The organism is Amycolatopsis orientalis (genome assembly GCF_000943515.2).
In the GTDB taxonomy this organism is placed as follows: Bacteria; Actinomycetota; Actinomycetes; order Mycobacteriales; family Pseudonocardiaceae; genus Amycolatopsis; species Amycolatopsis orientalis.
Genome location: NZ_CP016174.1, coordinates 4,581,162 through 4,596,100, shown reverse-complemented (window position 1 = coordinate 4,596,100; position 14,939 = coordinate 4,581,162). Strand labels below are relative to the sequence as shown.

Annotated in this window: 17 protein-coding genes and 1 pseudogene; 12 read left to right on the top strand and 6 right to left on the bottom strand. The window is 69.2% G+C overall.

The annotated features are described in order from the left end of the window. Positions 1 to 62: 62 nt before the first annotated feature. Positions 63 to 818 (top strand): SDR family oxidoreductase, encoded by a 756-nt coding sequence (locus SD37_RS20110; protein ID WP_044853335.1) that lies wholly within the window; start codon positions 63 to 65, stop codon positions 816 to 818. A 62-nt stretch (positions 819 to 880) separates the two neighbouring features. Beyond that, positions 881 to 1,756 (top strand): LysR family transcriptional regulator, encoded by an 876-nt coding sequence (locus SD37_RS20105; RefSeq protein ID WP_044853334.1) that lies wholly within the window; start codon positions 881 to 883, stop codon positions 1,754 to 1,756. Here the strand turns inward: SD37_RS20105 and SD37_RS20100 are convergent. Beyond that, positions 1,753 to 2,232: a MarR family winged helix-turn-helix transcriptional regulator gene (locus SD37_RS20100; protein ID WP_044853333.1), complete on the bottom strand. Its 480-nt coding sequence runs from the start codon at positions 2,230 to 2,232 to the stop codon at positions 1,753 to 1,755. The two genes, SD37_RS20105 and SD37_RS20100, sit on opposite strands and share 4 nt — an antisense overlap. Positions 2,233 to 2,346: 114 nt before the next feature. Between SD37_RS20100 and SD37_RS20095 the strand changes: the two genes are divergently transcribed. Then, positions 2,347 to 3,426 carry an epoxide hydrolase family protein gene (locus SD37_RS20095; RefSeq protein WP_044853332.1) on the top strand — a complete coding sequence of 360 codons (1,080 nt, stop codon included), beginning with the start codon at positions 2,347 to 2,349 and terminating at the stop codon, positions 3,424 to 3,426. 84 nt (positions 3,427 to 3,510) lie between these two features. On the opposite strand, the gene SD37_RS20090 is transcribed toward SD37_RS20095, so the two are convergent. Next, positions 3,511 to 4,218, bottom strand: coding sequence for a GntR family transcriptional regulator (locus tag SD37_RS20090; RefSeq protein ID WP_044853331.1), 708 nt, complete (start codon positions 4,216 to 4,218; stop codon positions 3,511 to 3,513). 126 nt (positions 4,219 to 4,344) lie between these two features. Here SD37_RS20090 and SD37_RS20085 point away from each other — a divergent pair, with 126 nt between their 5' ends. The 8 genes from SD37_RS20085 (at position 4,345) to SD37_RS20050 (ending at position 10,948) form a co-directional block, all read left to right on the top strand. Then, positions 4,345 to 5,328, top strand: coding sequence for a phosphoglycerate dehydrogenase (locus SD37_RS20085; protein WP_044853330.1), 984 nt, complete (start codon positions 4,345 to 4,347; stop codon positions 5,326 to 5,328). Continuing rightward, positions 5,325 to 6,122 (top strand): hydroxypyruvate isomerase family protein, encoded by a 798-nt coding sequence (locus tag SD37_RS20080; RefSeq protein WP_044853329.1) that lies wholly within the window; start codon positions 5,325 to 5,327, stop codon positions 6,120 to 6,122. Before SD37_RS20085 ends, SD37_RS20080 begins: the two co-directional genes overlap by 4 nt. Continuing rightward, positions 6,119 to 6,727 carry a hypothetical protein gene (locus tag SD37_RS20075; protein ID WP_044853328.1) on the top strand — a complete coding sequence of 203 codons (609 nt, stop codon included), beginning with the start codon at positions 6,119 to 6,121 and terminating at the stop codon, positions 6,725 to 6,727. Before SD37_RS20080 ends, SD37_RS20075 begins: the two co-directional genes overlap by 4 nt. Further along, positions 6,724 to 7,968: a 3-oxo-tetronate kinase gene (otnK, locus tag SD37_RS20070; protein ID WP_044853327.1), complete on the top strand. Its 1,245-nt coding sequence runs from the start codon at positions 6,724 to 6,726 to the stop codon at positions 7,966 to 7,968. Before SD37_RS20075 ends, otnK begins: the two co-directional genes overlap by 4 nt. Then, positions 7,965 to 8,612: a 3-oxo-tetronate 4-phosphate decarboxylase gene (gene otnC / locus SD37_RS20065; protein WP_044853326.1), complete on the top strand. Its 648-nt coding sequence runs from the start codon at positions 7,965 to 7,967 to the stop codon at positions 8,610 to 8,612. Before otnK ends, otnC begins: the two co-directional genes overlap by 4 nt. After that, positions 8,609 to 9,286 carry a molybdate ABC transporter substrate-binding protein gene (locus SD37_RS20060; RefSeq protein WP_044853325.1) on the top strand — a complete coding sequence of 226 codons (678 nt, stop codon included), beginning with the start codon at positions 8,609 to 8,611 and terminating at the stop codon, positions 9,284 to 9,286. The genes otnC and SD37_RS20060 overlap by 4 nt, the downstream gene beginning before the upstream one ends. A gap of 67 nt (positions 9,287 to 9,353) precedes the next feature. After that, positions 9,354 to 10,703 carry an SLC13 family permease gene (locus SD37_RS20055; protein WP_044853324.1) on the top strand — a complete coding sequence of 450 codons (1,350 nt, stop codon included), beginning with the start codon at positions 9,354 to 9,356 and terminating at the stop codon, positions 10,701 to 10,703. Positions 10,704 to 10,708: 5 nt separating this feature from the next. Continuing rightward, positions 10,709 to 10,948: a hypothetical protein gene (locus SD37_RS20050; protein ID WP_044853489.1), complete on the top strand. Its 240-nt coding sequence runs from the start codon at positions 10,709 to 10,711 to the stop codon at positions 10,946 to 10,948. A 10-nt stretch (positions 10,949 to 10,958) separates the two neighbouring features. Here SD37_RS20050 and SD37_RS20045 read toward each other — a convergent pair whose 3' ends face one another. The 3 genes and pseudogenes from SD37_RS20045 to SD37_RS43825 all read right to left on the bottom strand — a co-directional run bounded on the left by SD37_RS20045 (position 10,959) and on the right by SD37_RS43825 (position 13,278). Then, the gene (locus SD37_RS20045) at positions 10,959 to 12,053 is read right to left on the bottom strand and encodes a M20 family metallopeptidase (protein ID WP_044853488.1); all 1,095 of its coding nucleotides are present in this window, start codon (positions 12,051 to 12,053) and stop codon (positions 10,959 to 10,961) included. A gap of 53 nt (positions 12,054 to 12,106) precedes the next feature. Then, positions 12,107 to 13,138 (bottom strand): annotated as a pseudogene (locus SD37_RS44315) (AbgT family transporter); the annotation flags it as partial. Continuing rightward, positions 13,048 to 13,278: a hypothetical protein gene (locus SD37_RS43825; protein WP_236725426.1), complete on the bottom strand. Its 231-nt coding sequence runs from the start codon at positions 13,276 to 13,278 to the stop codon at positions 13,048 to 13,050. The gene SD37_RS43825 and the pseudogene SD37_RS44315, both read right to left, overlap by 91 nt. Positions 13,279 to 13,598: 320 nt before the next feature. Between SD37_RS43825 and SD37_RS20035 the strand changes: the two genes are divergently transcribed. Then, the gene (locus tag SD37_RS20035; RefSeq protein WP_044853487.1) at positions 13,599 to 14,357 is read left to right on the top strand and encodes an SGNH/GDSL hydrolase family protein; all 759 of its coding nucleotides are present in this window, start codon (positions 13,599 to 13,601) and stop codon (positions 14,355 to 14,357) included. On the opposite strand, the gene SD37_RS20030 is transcribed toward SD37_RS20035, so the two are convergent. Next, positions 14,348 to 14,920 (bottom strand): TetR/AcrR family transcriptional regulator, encoded by a 573-nt coding sequence (locus SD37_RS20030; RefSeq protein WP_044853323.1) that lies wholly within the window; start codon positions 14,918 to 14,920, stop codon positions 14,348 to 14,350. The two genes, SD37_RS20035 and SD37_RS20030, sit on opposite strands and share 10 nt — an antisense overlap. Between the last annotated feature and the right edge of the window lie 19 nt (positions 14,921 to 14,939).

Here is a 14,939-nt window from a genome sequence, read left to right as displayed (position 1 = left end):
TTGTGACCCCACCCGGATCTTGTGTTTCCCAGCGCCCGCCCCCGGCTCCTACGGTCGAAACCATGAGCGAACAGAACCTCGACGGATCAGTGGCGGTCATCGCCGGCGGCGCGAAGAACCTCGGTGGGCTCCTCGCCACCACCCTCGCCGCGGCAGGCGCGAAGATCGTCGTCCACTACCACGGCGACGCCGCCGCGGCCGACGCCGAAAAGACCATCGAAACCATCCACGGCACAGGTTCCGAAGCCATCGCCGTCCAAGGCGACCTCACCCGCGTCGCCGACGTCCGCCGCCTCTTCGACACCGCCGTCGACACCTTCGGCCGCGCCGACATCGCCGTCAACACCACCGGCATGGTCCTGCGCAAACCCATCCTCGAAACCACCGAAGAGGACTACGACCGCATGTTCGCGATCAACGCGAAAGCGGCCTACTTCTTCATCCAGGAAGCCGGACGACGACTCTCCGACCACGGCAAGATCATCAGCCTCGGCACCTCACTGCTCGCCGCCTTCACCGACGGCTACGCCACCTACGCCGGCGGCAAGGCCCCACTCGAACACTTCACCCGGGCCGCCGCCAAGGAATTCGCCGACCGCGGCATCTCCGTCAACGTCGTCGCCCCCGGCCCGATGGACACCCCGTTCTTCTACCCGCAGGAAACCCCCGAGCGGGTCGAATTCCACAAGTCCCAGGCCATGGGCGGACGACTCACCGAGATCGAGGACATCGTGCCCATCATCCGATTCCTGGCCACCGAAGGCACCTGGTTCACCGGCCAGACCCTGTTCCCGAACGGTGGCTACACCACACGCTGACCACCGCCACCCCCATACGCTGTCCATGACGCCGTAGACCGGACACGAAGGGAAACCCCGGGGTGGGCCTGGACCTGTACAAGCTGAACCACCTCATCGCCGTCGCCGAAGAAGGCAGCTTCACCCGCGCGGCGACCCGGCTGCACCTGAGCCAGCAGGCGCTGTCGACCTCGGTGCGCACGCTCGAGCGGGAAGTCGGCGTCCCCCTGCTCGAGCGGAGCGCCACCGGGGTCACCGTCCTCCCCGCCGGACAGGCACTGATCGCCGACGCCCGCCTCCTGCACGGCATCGCCGACTCCGCCGTCCGGCGCGCCCGCCGCATCGGCCGGGGCGAAGCCGAACGCCTCCGCATCGGCCACACCCCCGCCGTCACCGGCGACGAGGTCACCGCCCTGCTGCGCGAACACCAGACCGACCCCGAACTGATCATCGACGTCAACCAGCGCTACCCCGACGAACTCACCGCGCAACTCCTCGGCGGACAGCTCGACCTCGGCCTCGCCCGGGCACTCACCCCCGCACACGGCCTGATCGGCACCACCCTGATCCGGCAACGGCTCACCATCGCCGTAGCCGCGGCACACCCGCTCGCCGATCGCGCCGAAGTCCGGCTGAACGACCTCGAAGGCGAAGAGATCACCGTCTGGGGACACCCCGGCCGGTCCGGCTACACCGACCTGCTCGTCAACCTCTGCCGTGACGCCGGATTCGAGCCCCGCGTCCACCGCAACCCCATCCAGGGCACACCGCCGGTCACCGCCGTACTCGACACCCACGGCGTCGCCTTCGTGACCGCCTCACCCGGACCGGCGGCAGGCGGAGCGGTCCAGGTCAAGGAGCTACAGCCGCCGGTCCACGTACCCCTTCAGGCACTCTGGCCCCAGCACAGCACTTCCGACGCCCGCCAAGCCTTCCTCGCGGCCGTCCAAGGTTTCTAGCCCGGCCAGGTCTCAGGGGCACCGGCGCGCCGGTCGTGGTGGTCCAGCAACTTCGCCAGCAGCTCGGCGAACCGCTCCCGCTCCCCGGGTGACAGCGGTGCCAGCAGCTCGTCCTGACGCTCCGCGAGCTGCTTCTCCAGCCGCCGCAACTGCCGTTTTCCCGCGGCGGTCAGCGAGATGACGTTCCGCCGCCGATCCGCGGGATCCGGGGCACGCTCGACCAGTTCGCGCTCGGCGAGCTCGTTGATCGTCGCGACCATCTCGCTGACGTGGATGCCGCTGCGGCGGCCCAGCGCGGCCTGGCTGGCCGGTCCGAACTCCTCCAGCGTCGCCAGCACGCGGTAGTGGTAGCCCCGCGCGTGGACGGCGGAGAAACCCTCGGTCACCAGGCGATGCGCGTGGTTCGCGGACTGCGTGAGCAGCCAGCTGGGCAGGCCCTGCCACCGGGGGCGCGTCTCTTCCGAAGGGTTCTCCATGTGACGAGTCTAACGAATCGTTGGGCGCCCGAACGATTGCGGTATCGTTTGGGCGCCAAACGTTAGGTGACTGAACGTTTAGGCGCCGAATAAAAAACCAGGGAGCCCGAGACCATGATCAAGCCTTTCCGCGTCGACATCCCCCAAGCCGACCTCGACGACCTCCACGACCGGCTCGCCCGCACCCGCTGGCCGAACGAGGTCGCCGACGCCGGCTGGGACTACGGGTTCCCGCTGGGCCGCCTCAAAGAACTGGCCGAGTACTGGAGAACCGGCTACGACTGGCGCGCCCACGAAGCCCAGCTCAACGAGCTTCCTCACTTCACCACCGAGATCGAAGGCCAGAACATCCACTTCGTCCACGTCCGGTCCGCGAACCCGGACGCGCTCGCGCTGATCCTCACCCACGGCTGGCCCGGATCGTTCCTGGAGTTCCTCGACGTCATCGGGCCGCTCTCCCGCGACTTCCACCTGGTGATCCCGTCCATCCCGGGGTACGGCTTCTCCGGGACGACCCACGAACGCGGCTGGGACATCACGCGGATCGCACGGGCCTGGGCCGAACTGATGCGCCGCCTCGGATACGACCGCTACGGCGCACAGGGCGGCGACTTCGGCTCGGGCATCTCGACGGCACTCGGCGCGGTGGCCCCCGACCGGGTCCTCGGGGTGCACGTCAACTATCTGCCGATCCGGCCGGATCCGGACGCCGGGGTCGAACTGTCCGAAGAGGACGAAGCCCGCCTCGACAAGGTCCAGCGGCTGATGGCGAACCGCCCGCCGTACCAGGCACTGCAAGCCGCCACCCCACAGACGATCGGCTATGCGCTGACCGACTCACCGGTCGGCCAGCTGGCCTGGATCGCCGAGCGCTTCGCGCAGTGGACGGATCCCCGTTCGCCGATCAGCGACGACCGGATGCTCACCGACATCTCGCTGTACTGGCTGACCGCCACCGCGGCGTCGTCCGCACGACTGCACCGCGACGCTCCGCGCGGAATAGCCGCATGCCCGGTGCCACTCGGCGTGGCGGTGTTTCCCCACGACATCACGCAATCCGTGCGACCACTGGCCGAGCGGCTGTACAACGTCACACACTGGTCGGAGTTCGATCGCGGCGGTCACTTCGCCGCGATGGAGGTCCCGGAGCTGCTGGCCGAGGACATCCGAACCTTCTTCTTTGCTTTGTTGTAGTCGTGAGTGGTGATGACGGTTGAAACCCGTCATCACCACTCATAAAACGGCCTGCCGTATAGGCCGTTATACACTTAAAGGGGATCAGTGAGCTGCCGGGAGTTCCGCCGCTTCGACCGACTTCCGGTCCTCCAAGACCCGCTGCTTAGCGTTTTCGATATGCCGACGCATCCGCGCGGCCGCTTCATCGGCCTCCCCCGCCGCCAATGCCTCGTAGACAGCGCGGTGCTCCTCCGCCGCCAGCCCCGGCGCTCCCCTGGCCGAGCCGAGTTTCGCGAAGAACCGGAACCGCTGGACCTGGCCGCCGAGTGACCGGTACGCCTTTTCGAGGAACGGGTTGTCCGCCTGGGCGGCGATGAGCAGGTGGAACCGTTCGTCGATCGTCCAGTACGCGCTGAAGACCTCGGTGTCCGGCGAGGTGGCCGCGCGCGCGAGGTCGTCGACGCTCTCCAGGACCTCTTCGAGAAACTCCGGTGTCGTCCGGCGGGCGGCTTCGTAGGCGAGGGCGGGTTCGAGGACCAGGCGGGCGTCCATCAGTTTGATCAGCTCGAACTCGGTGAGCAGCGGGGCCACCCGATAGCCCTTGAGCGCCTCGCGGCGAACGAGCCCCGTGTGCTCCAGCCGCGCCAGCGCCTCCCGAAGGGGAGTCTGGCTGACGTCGAGTTCCCGTGACAGCGCACCGATGTTGACCGGTTCACCCGCGGACCATCGGCCGTCGGTGAACTGACCCAGCAGCACCTCGTACATCCGGTCGGCGAGCGGCTGCCGTCCGGACCTCCGCGGGGAAGCCATGTGTCCCTCCTTAGTCGCATCACGATATCCCGCGTACCGGAGAGCCTTGATCTTGCCTCGCTATACTATTGACATCAATCCTATAGTATTTGCATCAGGCTGCTTCGAACAGGAGAAACGAACCGGATGACCATGCGCGTACTCGTGACGACCTCGTATCTGAAGCCCGGAGGTGAGGTCGACAGGCTGCTCTCGGACGCGGGTTTCGACACCGTCTTCACCACCCCCGCGCAGCGCCAGACGTCAGGCACTCCCCTGGCCGATCTCGTCCGCGACGCCGACGGGATCGTCGCGGGTACCGACGCCTTCACCGCCGACGTCATCGAGTCCGCGCCCCGGCTCAAGGTGTTCGGCCGCTGCGGCGTCGGGTACGACAACATCGATCTCGCCGCGGCGAACCGCTGCGGCATCGCCGTCACGTTCACCCCCGGCGCGAACCGCCGGTCGGTCGCCGAGCATGTCCTGGCGCTCATGCTCAACTGCGCCCGCCTCATCCCGCAGAACATCGCGAGCGTCCGGGCCGGCCGATGGGAGCAGCGCAGCGGCCGCGAACTCGACGGTGCGGTCCTCGGCCTGATCGGGCTCGGCTCGATCGGCAAGACCGTCGCCCGGCTGGCGCTGGCGCTGGGAATGCGGGTCGTCGCCCACGATCCGTATCCGGACAACGACTTCCTGGCGGAGACCGGCGTGCAGGCCCACACCTTCGACGAAGTGCTGGCGGAGGCCGATTTCCTCAGCCTGCACATCTTCCTCGACGACTCCACCCGTCACCTGATCGACGCGTCCGCGCTGCGGAAGGTCAAGCCCGGCGCTTTCCTGATCAACACCGCTCGCGGAGAGGTGGTGGACGAGGCCGCCCTCGCCGACGCGCTGGAGAACGGCGCGTTGGCGGGAGCGGCCCTGGACGTGCTCGCGGAGGAACCCATGCCGCTCGACAGCAGGCTGCGACGGCTCGACAACGTGGTGGTCACCGCGCATATCGGGGCCGCGACGGAACAGGCGCGAAGCCGCTCCAGCCTGATGGCCGCCCAGCAGGTGATCGACGCCCTCCAGGGGCGGGTGCCCGCCAACCTCGTCAATCCCGGCCACGCCGCACTGGAGCGCCGATGATCCTCCACAATGGACTCCGGCTGGACGCCAACCTCAAGTGGCTGTTCACGGAACTCCCCTTTGAACAGCGCTTCGACGCGGCGGCCGCGGCCGGCTTCACCGCCGTCGAGTACGCCTCGCCGTACCCCTTCCCCGCCGCCACGCTCGTCCGCCGTCTCGCCGACGCGGGGTTGACCCAGGTCCTCGTCAACTCCCCCACCGGCGAACCCGGCTCCCCCGAACGACTCGGGTACGCCTGCCTGCCCGGCCGTTCGGCCGAGTTCCGCGCGGGGGTGGAACTCGGCCTGGAGTACGCCGTCGCACTGGGCAGTTCTTTCCTGCACCTGCCCGCCGGGATCCGGCCGGACGGCGTCTCCCGCGATCGCGCGTTCGCGCAGTACGTCGCGAACATCGCGTGGGCGGCGGACCAGGCGCGCGGAAGCGGCGTCCGATTGCTGCTGGAAGCGCAGAACAAACAGGACGCGCCCGGGTTCATCCTCGACGACCAGGCGCACGCGGCGGCGGTCGCCGACGCGATCGGCGAGGACCACGTGGGCCTGCTCTTCGACGTCTACCACGCCTCCATCGACGAGGAGGACGTCGTCGCGGCACTGCGGGAGTTTCTGCCCCGGACAGCCCATGTGCAGATCGCCGACTCACCCGGCCGGGCGGAACCCGGTACCGGCGGCATCCCGTGGACCGATGTCTTCGACACCCTGAAGGCCGGAGGCTACGACGGCTGGATCGGCTGCGAGTACGGCCCCGCGGCCGGCACCGAAGCGGGCCTGGGCTGGATCAAGGAGCAGGTCCGATGAGCGTGCGTATCGCCTTGATCAGTGCGACACCGGCCGCGATCCCGCCCGCCGTCGACGCGCTGGCGACGGGATTCCCGCGGGCCCGGCCGTGGAACATCCTCGACGACCGGCTGCTGGCCGACGTCGGCGAGGACGGCCGCACCCCCGCGTTGGACGGCCGGATGCGCCGCCTGATCGACTACGCCGTCACCGGCGGCGCCGACGGTGTGCTGCTCACGTGTTCGCTCTACGGCGCGGTCACCAAGCAGGTCGACGCCCCGGTCCCGCTCCTGGCGCCGGACGAGGCCGCCTTCGACGACGCGCTTTCCAGCGGCTGCCGGAGGATCCTCGTGGTCGCCTCACTGGCCTCGGCTCTGCGTGACTCGACGACCCGTTTCGAACAGGCGGCACGCGACCAGGGAATCGCCGTCGAGGTCGGCGGGGTGCTCGCCCCGGACAGGCTCGTCGAAACCTGTCGGGCGAAGGCCGGTGACCGAGACCTGATCCTGCTCGCCCAGTACTCCCTCGCCCCGGCCGCGGACGAGCTGTCGGCGGCGCTCGGCCTGCCCGTCGTGTCCGGGCCGCGCAGCGCCGCGGCGAGGTTGAAGGCGGTGATCGGGGGATGACCGGGGTGCTCGGCGCGATCGCCGACGATTTCACCGGCGCGACCGACGTCGCCGTCGCCTTCCGCCGCGGCGGGCTGCGGACCCTCCTCTTCTTCGGTGTCCCGCCCGAAACCGAGGTGCCGCCACCGCACGATGCCGTCGTGATCGCCCTCAAGAGCCGTTCGATCCCGGCCGAGGACGCCGTCTCGTCGTCCCTGGAAGCGTTGCGGTGGCTGCGGAACCGGGGAGCGGACCAGCTCTATTTCAAGTACTGCTCCACCTTCGACTCGACACCGCGCGGCAACATCGGCCCGGTTCTCGACGCGCTCTCGCGGGCCCTGGGTCCCGGTGCCGTCGTGACGACGCCGAGTTCGCCGAAGCACGGGCGCACGCAGTACCAGGGCCACCTGTTCGTCGGCGACACCCTGCTGGCGGAATCCCCGATGCGAGACCACCCCTCGACCCCGATGACGGACTCGTACTTGCCCCGGCTGCTGCGGGCGCAGACCTCCGCACCGGTCGCCCTCGTCACGCACGACGTCGTCCGGCGGGGTGAGACCGCGGTGCGCGAAGTGGTCGAGGGCGAAAGCGGCTACGTCCTCGTCGACGCGCTCACCGAGGAGGACCTGCGCCTGCTGGGCCGAGTCGCGGCTGGGTCGCCGCTCGTCGCCGGTGCCGCAGGTCTCGCGACCGGGCTCGCCGCCACGCGAGGATCCGCCACGCCCGCCGCCTCCGACGTCGGGACGCCCACCGGGCCGGCCGTGGTGCTGTCGGGCAGCTGCTCGGCGCGCACCCTGGAGCAGATCGCCGTCCTGCGGCGGCTCGGCCGCCCCGCATACCGGCTCGACCCGGTGACCACGCCCGATCCCGACCTGCTCGCCGCGGAGGCCCTCACCTGGTACGACTCCTTGACCGACAACGGCGGACCGGTGATCTACTCGTCGTCGAGCCCGGCGGATCTCAAGCGCATCCAGGAAGCACTGGGGGTCGAGCGCTCGGCCGGGATCCTCGAGAAGGCGACCGGCCTCATCGCCGTCGGCCTCGCCGGACGCGGCGTCCGGCGTCTCGTCGCGGCGGGCGGCGAGACCTCCGGCGCCATCGTCACCGCGCTCGGCGTCCGCGGCGGCGTCATCGGAGCGGAGGCGGCACCCGGCGTGCCGTGGATCCACCCCGTGGGCGAGGGACGTCCCGTCCTGTTGCTCAAGTCGGGCAACTTCGGCGGACCGGACCTCCTCGCGACCGTGTCCGAGGCGGTCGTATGAGTACCGACCGGCTCCACCGCGAACGTGTCATCGCCGCGGCACGCTCCCTCTACGACCGAGGACTCACCCACGGCCGCACGGGCAACCTCTCGCTGCGCTACGGCGACCAGATCCTCGTCACGCCGACCGGGGCCTGCCTCGGCACCATGCGGCCCGGAGATCTGTCGGTCGTCGACGCGGACGGAAACCACCTCGCGGGACCGCCGCCGTCGAAGGAGGCCTTCTTCCACGCGACCATGCTGCGGGAGCGTCCGTCCGCGAACGCCGTCGTGCACACCCACTCGACGTATTCCGCGGCCGTGTCGTGTTTGGACGGTCTCGATCCGGACGACGCGATCCCACCGCTGACCGCGTATTTCGCGATGCGCGTCGGTCGCCTCCCGCTGCTCCCCTACCACCCGCCGGGAGATCCCGGCGCCGCCGAGCCGATCGCTCGCGCCGCCTCCGGCCATCCGGCGCTGCTGCTCGCCAACCACGGTCCGGTGGTCGCCGGGTCGAACCTCGACACCGCGTTGGACGCGCTCGAAGAACTCGAGCACACCGCGGAGATCTTCCTGCTCCTGCGCGGCCTCGCCACCCGCCCGCTGACCGATCGTCAGCGCGACGCCCTCCACTCCCCGCCCGCTCGAAGGGACACCCCGTGATCACCCTTTTCAGTGCCCTCTCCGTCAAGAAGGCACTCGACGACGTGCTGCTGCACGCGTTCACGAAGAAGTACGCCGTCGATGTCGAGGTCACGTTCGATCCCACCACGATCCTCGTCCGGAAGATCGGCGAAGGCGCCAAGCCCGACGTCGTGATCGCCGTGTCCGGCGCCTTCACCGAACTGGCGACAGCCGGCGCGGTGAGCCCCGATTCCCGGGTGGTGCTGGCGAGAAGCGGTATCGGCATCGCCACCGCGCCGGAACTCGACAGCCCCGACATCGGCACGGTCGACGCCCTCCGCACGGCCCTCACGTCGGCACGGTCGGTCGCCTACTCCCGCAGCGGCGCGAGCGGGATCCACTTCGCCCGGCTGATCGAGGACCTGGGTATCGCCGACGAGGTGAACGCGCGGGCCACCGTCGTGGAGAAGGGCTTCACCGCCCTCGCCGTCACCGATGGCCGCGCCGATCTCGCCGTCCAGCAGATCAGTGAGCTGAAGTTCGTCCCGCAGGTCCGGATCGTCGGCCCGCTCCCCGACTGCGCGCAGCACTACAGCGAGCTTTCGGCCGCGCTCGGCCGCGCGGCCCCGCCCGAAGCCGCGGATCTGCTGCGGTTTCTCTCCGGCCCGGAGGCGAAGGCCGCCTACCGCGACGCCGGCCTCGTCACCGACTGATTCCCCCTCTCTGCCAACGACGTCACCGGAGGTTCCCCGTCATGTACTCCTCACCCCGGGCCCGCGGATGAACGCGATCCTGGCGCTGGTCGCGTTCATCGCCGCCATCGTCGTGTGGAACGCGGTCTTCAAACGCAACATCGGCGAAGCGATGGTGATCGGCTTTCTCGTCACCGCCGCGTTCGCGGGCATGGACTTCTTCACCGTCGCCTGGGAAAGCCTGCTCGACGGGCTCAAGTCCGAGATCACCTTCGCCGCGCTGGCGTTCGTCTTCGTCAGCGAACTGCTCACCAGGACCGGACTGGTGCAGCGGATGGTCGACATCCTCAGCTCGTTCCTCGGCCGCCGCCGAGGTGGCTCGGCCTACGCCGCGACCGTCGCCTCCGGGCTGTTCGGCGCGGTCGCCCACAACGGCGCCGCGATCGTCGCCACCGTCGGCTCGATCACCATTCCGTGGATGAAGCGGTCCAAGGCCAGCGGTGAGACAGCGGCCCTCGTGCTGTCCGGGAACGCCGGGGTCGGCGCCACTTTCCCCTTCAGCGGCGCGTTCTTCATCCTCCTGGCCGCGCCGACCGTGCTGCCGGTGCTCAGTGCGGGTGACATCGTCGCGACCATCTTCGTCACCGGTGCGTGGATGGTGGGGATGCGGCTGATCATGGCCTACGTGATCGTGAAACGCCGTGGCGTGCAGGCGATGGAGCCACAGGACATCCATCCCTTGCGCACCTCGTTCAAGGTCGGCTGGCCGTCGCTGGTCGTACTCGGCTCGATCGCCGTCCCGATCCTGCTCACCGCCCCGCCGACCGCGGACTTCGTCTCGATCCGCGTCGGCATCGACGCGCCCGACGCGATCCCGCTGCTCATCTGGCTGCCGATCGTCATGCTGCTGGTCGGCCTGCTCGTCGAGCGCAAGGTGCTGCCGAAGGGCCGCGCACAGTGGTGGGAGCTGTTCGGCGCCGTCGGGCCCAAGCTCGGCCTGGTCGGGGTCACGATGATCTCCGCGTTCGCCGCGTCGGACGTGCTGAAGACACTCGGTCTCGACGACCAGCTCAAGCCCTACCTGGAAGGGCTCACCGGAGTCTCCCCGCTGGTGGCCGCCACCGTGGTCGGCGTCGTCATCGTGCTCGTCGCGGGGCCGCTCAACACGACGTCCACGGTCGCGGCCGTGGGCCCGGTGGCGTTCGCCGCGCTGACCGCCGCCGGCATCCCTCCGCACGTCGCCTTCGCCGCCATCCTCGTGTGGGCGTCGTCGGAGGGATGCTCACCGCCCGGCGCGGCACCGCTGTACGTCGCCGCCGGCATCGCCGAGATCAACCCGGTGCGGATCTTCGTCCCGGTCGTCCTCTACTACCTGCTGCCCACCCTGCTGTTCGGCGTGCTCATGGCCGTCGGCGTGCTGTGGCTGCCTGGAGCGTGATCACCGTGTACCGGATACTGCTTGGCGCGACCCGCATCTGCCTGTTCGCGTTCCTCCTCGGCGGCTTCGTGGTCGTCGCCGGGCAGGCACTCGGCATCCTCGTCGGCTCCGGGCCGATCGTGACGGCGTTCGGCACCGATGTCGCCGACAACGTCTGCGTCGTCGCCGGTATCGCGGGCATCCTGGCGTTTCTCCTGCTCTACACCCGTGAAGGACGCGAGAACGCGCCGGACACCGACGAATGACGCGCGTCGTTCAGCCGAGCGCGGCGATCAGCCCGATCGTCAGCGACGTCCTTTCCGGAATGTGCGCGACGAGCACGTGTTCGTCGCGGGCGTGGGCACCGCCGCCGACCGCGCCGAGCCCGTCGAGCACCGGACGGCCCAGGGCGGACACGAAGTTGCCGTCGCTCGCGCCGCCCACGGCGGTCTCCTCCAGTTCCCAGCCGTGTCCGGCGGCGACGGTCCGTGCCTTCACGAAAAGCTCCCGTGACGGGTCGTTCGGGGTCATCGGCGGACGGTTCCACTTACCGTCGACCGAAACCGTGACCCGCGGATCACCGGCGGCCAGTTCCGCGAACACCGTGTCGATGCGGTCCATTTCGGACGGTTCGGCGACGCGGACGTCGACGCCGCAGGTCGCCCGGCCCGCTGTCACGTTGCGCCCGGTGCCACCGGAGATGGTGCCGACGTTGACCGTTGTGCCGTGTTCGCGGGAGCCCGCGCCGGCGAGCCGTCCGACGATCTCGGCGAGCGCGTGGATCGCGCTCGCACCCGCGTACGGATCCAGTCCCGCGTGGGCCTCGACACCGGTGACGGCCACGTCGAACAGGCCGACGCCCTTCCGCGCGGTCTTGACCTTGCCGTCCAGCGACGCCTCGAAGACGAGCGTGGCGAGCGCCCCCTCGCTCGCGGCTTCGACATGCGGCCGGGAAAACGGGCTGCCGATCTCCTCGTCGCCGTTGAAGAGGAACTTGACCGTCGGATGCGGAAGTCCGAGTTCGCGAAGGCCCCGCAGCGCCCAGACCGACTGCACCAGACCGAGTTTCATGTCGAACGCGCCGGGTCCGGTGATCCGTCCGTCCTCGGCGGTGTACGGCCAACCGGCCAGGGTGCCGGTGGGCCACACCGTGTCGTAGTGGCTCAGCAGCAGCACCGTTCCCGGCGTCGTTCCCGGATAGGTCAGTTCGAGGACGTCACCGCGGACCGGGCCGGTGTGCCGGGCTTCGACGCCGGGTGTGCCGAGCCGCTCGAAGACCCACGCGCGGAGTGCGTCGAGTCCTTTGTCGAGCATCGGTTTGTCGTAGCTGTGCGTCTCCAGTTCGACGATCGTCCTGAGGTCGTCGAGCATCGCGGGCAGAGCCGCACGGGACCATTCGGTGGGTGACAAGGGGGTCCTTTCCAGCGGACGGGGGCGCCGGGGCCGAGCGGGATGCCGAACACCCAGAATACGAAGAACAGCAGCGTCCACACCACGAGCAGGGCGAACGACAGCGGCACCGTCATCGAGAAGAGCGTGCCGATACCGGCCGAACGCCGGTACCGCTGGAGGAAGCCCAGTGCCATCACGAAGTACGGGCTCATCGGCGTGATCGCGTTGGTGCACGAGTCCGCGATGCGGTAGAGGGGCTGGGTGGTCTCGGGCGGGATGTCGAGCAGCATCAGCATCGGCACGAACACCGGGCCGATCAGGGCCCACTGCGCCGATCCGCTGGTGACGATCAGGTTCACCAGGGTCACCACCACCAGGATGCCCAGCATGATGACCGGACCGGAGACACCGGCGGATTCGAGCAGTTCCGCGCCGTTGATGGCGGTGATCTCGCCGATCCGGGTGATCTCCTCACCGCGGATGACCAGCGTTCCGCCGTGGGACAGCGTCCCCAGGATTTCCCAGGCCGCCATGTCGAAGGCGATGTTCAGCAGCTGCCCGACCCGGTCCCCCGGCCGGATTCCCAGCGAGCCCGGTTCGGTGAGCAGAACATTGCACCGGTTCGCGTGGGTGACCTGGACACCGTTCGGCTGTCCGGTGGTGCCGGAGGTGAAGATCACCATCGCCGTTTCCCCGCCGGACCGGGCTTTTCGTGGAGCGGCGTTGTCCGGTATGGAGTCAATGGGGACGACGGTGCCCAGCCCGCCCGGCAGTTCGTGCGCGGTCGTGGTGAGTACGACGCGGATTCCCGCGGTGCCGACGATCTGTCTCAGCACCCTTGGCGGGGTGATCCGGACATCCTGTGGCACATACGCGGCACCGGCTTTGAGCACGGCCAGAATTCCGACGACCATGGACAGGGAACGGGTGAGGAACAGGCCGACCCGGTCGCCGGGCCGGACACCGAGGTCGATCAGCAGCCGGCGAGGCGATCGGCCCGCTCGTCGAGTTCCCGATAGGTCAGCTGACCGCCGAGGTGTTCCGCGGCGATCGCGGTGGGACACCGGATCGCCTGATCTTCGATGGCGTGGTGGATCCGGCGGAACGAAGGCGTGACCGTGGCACCGGAACCGAAACGCTGAAACAGGATCCGGTCGGCGGTGGCCAGTCCTTGCAACGCGGAAAGCCGAAACGATGCTGTCACTGTGGATGCGCCTTTCGGGCGGTCTGTCGAGTCAACCGTTCCGAACGAGAAAGGATGGCCATCTGTTCAACGAATCCGCTGGTTTGTTCGGGTGATGGCGGAAATGACCCGAGTGTCCGTCCAAAAGCTGGCAAGTGCGACGGATCACTGCTCCGGGCGGCACAACAACGCGGCGGCACTGGTCAGCGGCGCGTTCTCGGAAAGCGCTTTCCGTACACGTGACGATGACCTCACCGGTCCCATTTCGAGGGGCGCCTGGGCGCTCGGTAGCATCGGGGTATGCCATCGCGTTTCGAGGGACAGCTCCCATGGGCCGTCCGATGACCAACCGCTTAGTCTGTCTCGGGGATTCGTTCACCGAGGGGGTCGGGGACGAGGACCCGTCGTCGCCCAACGGCGTCCGCGGCTGGGCCGACCGCGTCGCCGGTCAGCTCGCGGGCAACCACAGCGGTTTCCGCTACGCCAACCTCGCGATCCGGGGGAAGCTCCTCGGGCAGGTTCTCGCTGAGCAGCTCTCGCCCGCGCTCGCGCTGAACCCTGACCTCGTGACGTTCTACGCCGGTGGTAACGACCTGATGCGGCCGAAGGTCGACATCGACGCCCTCATGGACGCGTACGACGACGCGGTCGGCGAGGTCGTCGCTTCCGGGGCGCGTGTCGTCCTCTTCACCGGCGTCGACGGTGTCGAGGACGCATTGTTCCGCAGGATCCGGGGCCGCGTCGCGATCTACAACGAGCACGTCCGCGGTATCGCCGCCCGCCACGGGGCACTGCTCGTGGACATGTGGGCGATGCGCCAACTGCGGGACAGGCGCCTCTGGGCACCTGACCGGCTGCACCTGAACTCGTTGGGGCACAACGAGATCGCCATCGCGGTACTCGACGCGCTCGGCGAACCGCACAAGCTCACGCCCGCGGAACTCGGACCGCGGCCGGTGCTGAGCGCGCAGGCTCGGCGCGCGGAGAACCTCCAGTGGGGCAAGGAACACGCTGTGCCGTGGATCAGGCGCAGGTTGCGCGGTGAGTCCTCGGGCGACGCGCTCGCGCCGAAGCGGCCGTCGATGGATCCTTACGCCTGACGCGGCCGGAGACCGTCGAAGAGGATGCAGATCGTCCGGGTCCGCAGCTCGGGACCAGCGTATTCCGCCGCCTTCGCCGTCCCGATGATCACCGGGATCAGCTCGTCGACGATGAGGTCCTTGCGGACGTCGCCGGTGTCCTGCGCGCGGCTGAGCAGCACGCCAAGCGCGTCCTTCAGCCGGACACCGATGACCGAACCGGCGGACGGAACGGTGACCCCGGCCGCCGCCAAGGCCTCGAAGTAGGCGTTCTTGGCGGCGGCCATCTCGATCCAGCCGGTCAGGAAGCCGAAGAACGCGGTGCCCGGGTCGGGCGAGTCCTCGGCCACCGTGGCTTCCGCTTCGTCGGCGAAGCGGAGGAGGCGCGCGAAGAGGACTGCTTCCAGGAGGGCTTCCTTCGTCGGGAAGTGCCGGAACACCGTGCCGACCCCGACGCCTGCCTCGCGGGCGACCTCCTCGGTCGGCGCGCTGGTGCCCTTGGCGGTGAAGACGCGCTCCGCGGCCTCCAACACCCGGGTCCGGTTACGGCGGGCATCGGCTCGGAGCGGTTTCTCGTCCGTCACAGCGGGGATCCTAGACCCG

Coding starts and splice junctions, on each gene's coding strand:
- SD37_RS20110 (WP_044853335.1), top strand. CDS start 63: ATGAGCGAACAGAACCTCGACGGATCAGTGGCGGTCATCGCCGGCGGC.
- SD37_RS20100 (WP_044853333.1), bottom strand. CDS start 2,232: ATGGAGAACCCTTCGGAAGAGACGCGCCCCCGGTGGCAGGGCCTGCCC.
- SD37_RS20095 (WP_044853332.1), top strand. CDS start 2,347: ATGATCAAGCCTTTCCGCGTCGACATCCCCCAAGCCGACCTCGACGAC.
- SD37_RS20090 (WP_044853331.1), bottom strand. CDS start 4,218: ATGGCTTCCCCGCGGAGGTCCGGACGGCAGCCGCTCGCCGACCGGATG.
- SD37_RS20085 (WP_044853330.1), top strand. CDS start 4,345: ATGACCATGCGCGTACTCGTGACGACCTCGTATCTGAAGCCCGGAGGT.
- SD37_RS20080 (WP_044853329.1), top strand. CDS start 5,325: ATGATCCTCCACAATGGACTCCGGCTGGACGCCAACCTCAAGTGGCTG.
- SD37_RS20075 (WP_044853328.1), top strand. CDS start 6,119: ATGAGCGTGCGTATCGCCTTGATCAGTGCGACACCGGCCGCGATCCCG.
- otnK (WP_044853327.1), top strand. CDS start 6,724: ATGACCGGGGTGCTCGGCGCGATCGCCGACGATTTCACCGGCGCGACC.
- otnC (WP_044853326.1), top strand. CDS start 7,965: ATGAGTACCGACCGGCTCCACCGCGAACGTGTCATCGCCGCGGCACGC.
- SD37_RS20055 (WP_044853324.1), top strand. CDS start 9,354: ATGAACGCGATCCTGGCGCTGGTCGCGTTCATCGCCGCCATCGTCGTG.
- SD37_RS20045 (WP_044853488.1), bottom strand. CDS start 12,053: ATGCTCGACGACCTCAGGACGATCGTCGAACTGGAGACGCACAGCTAC.
- SD37_RS20035 (WP_044853487.1), top strand. CDS start 13,599: ATGACCAACCGCTTAGTCTGTCTCGGGGATTCGTTCACCGAGGGGGTC.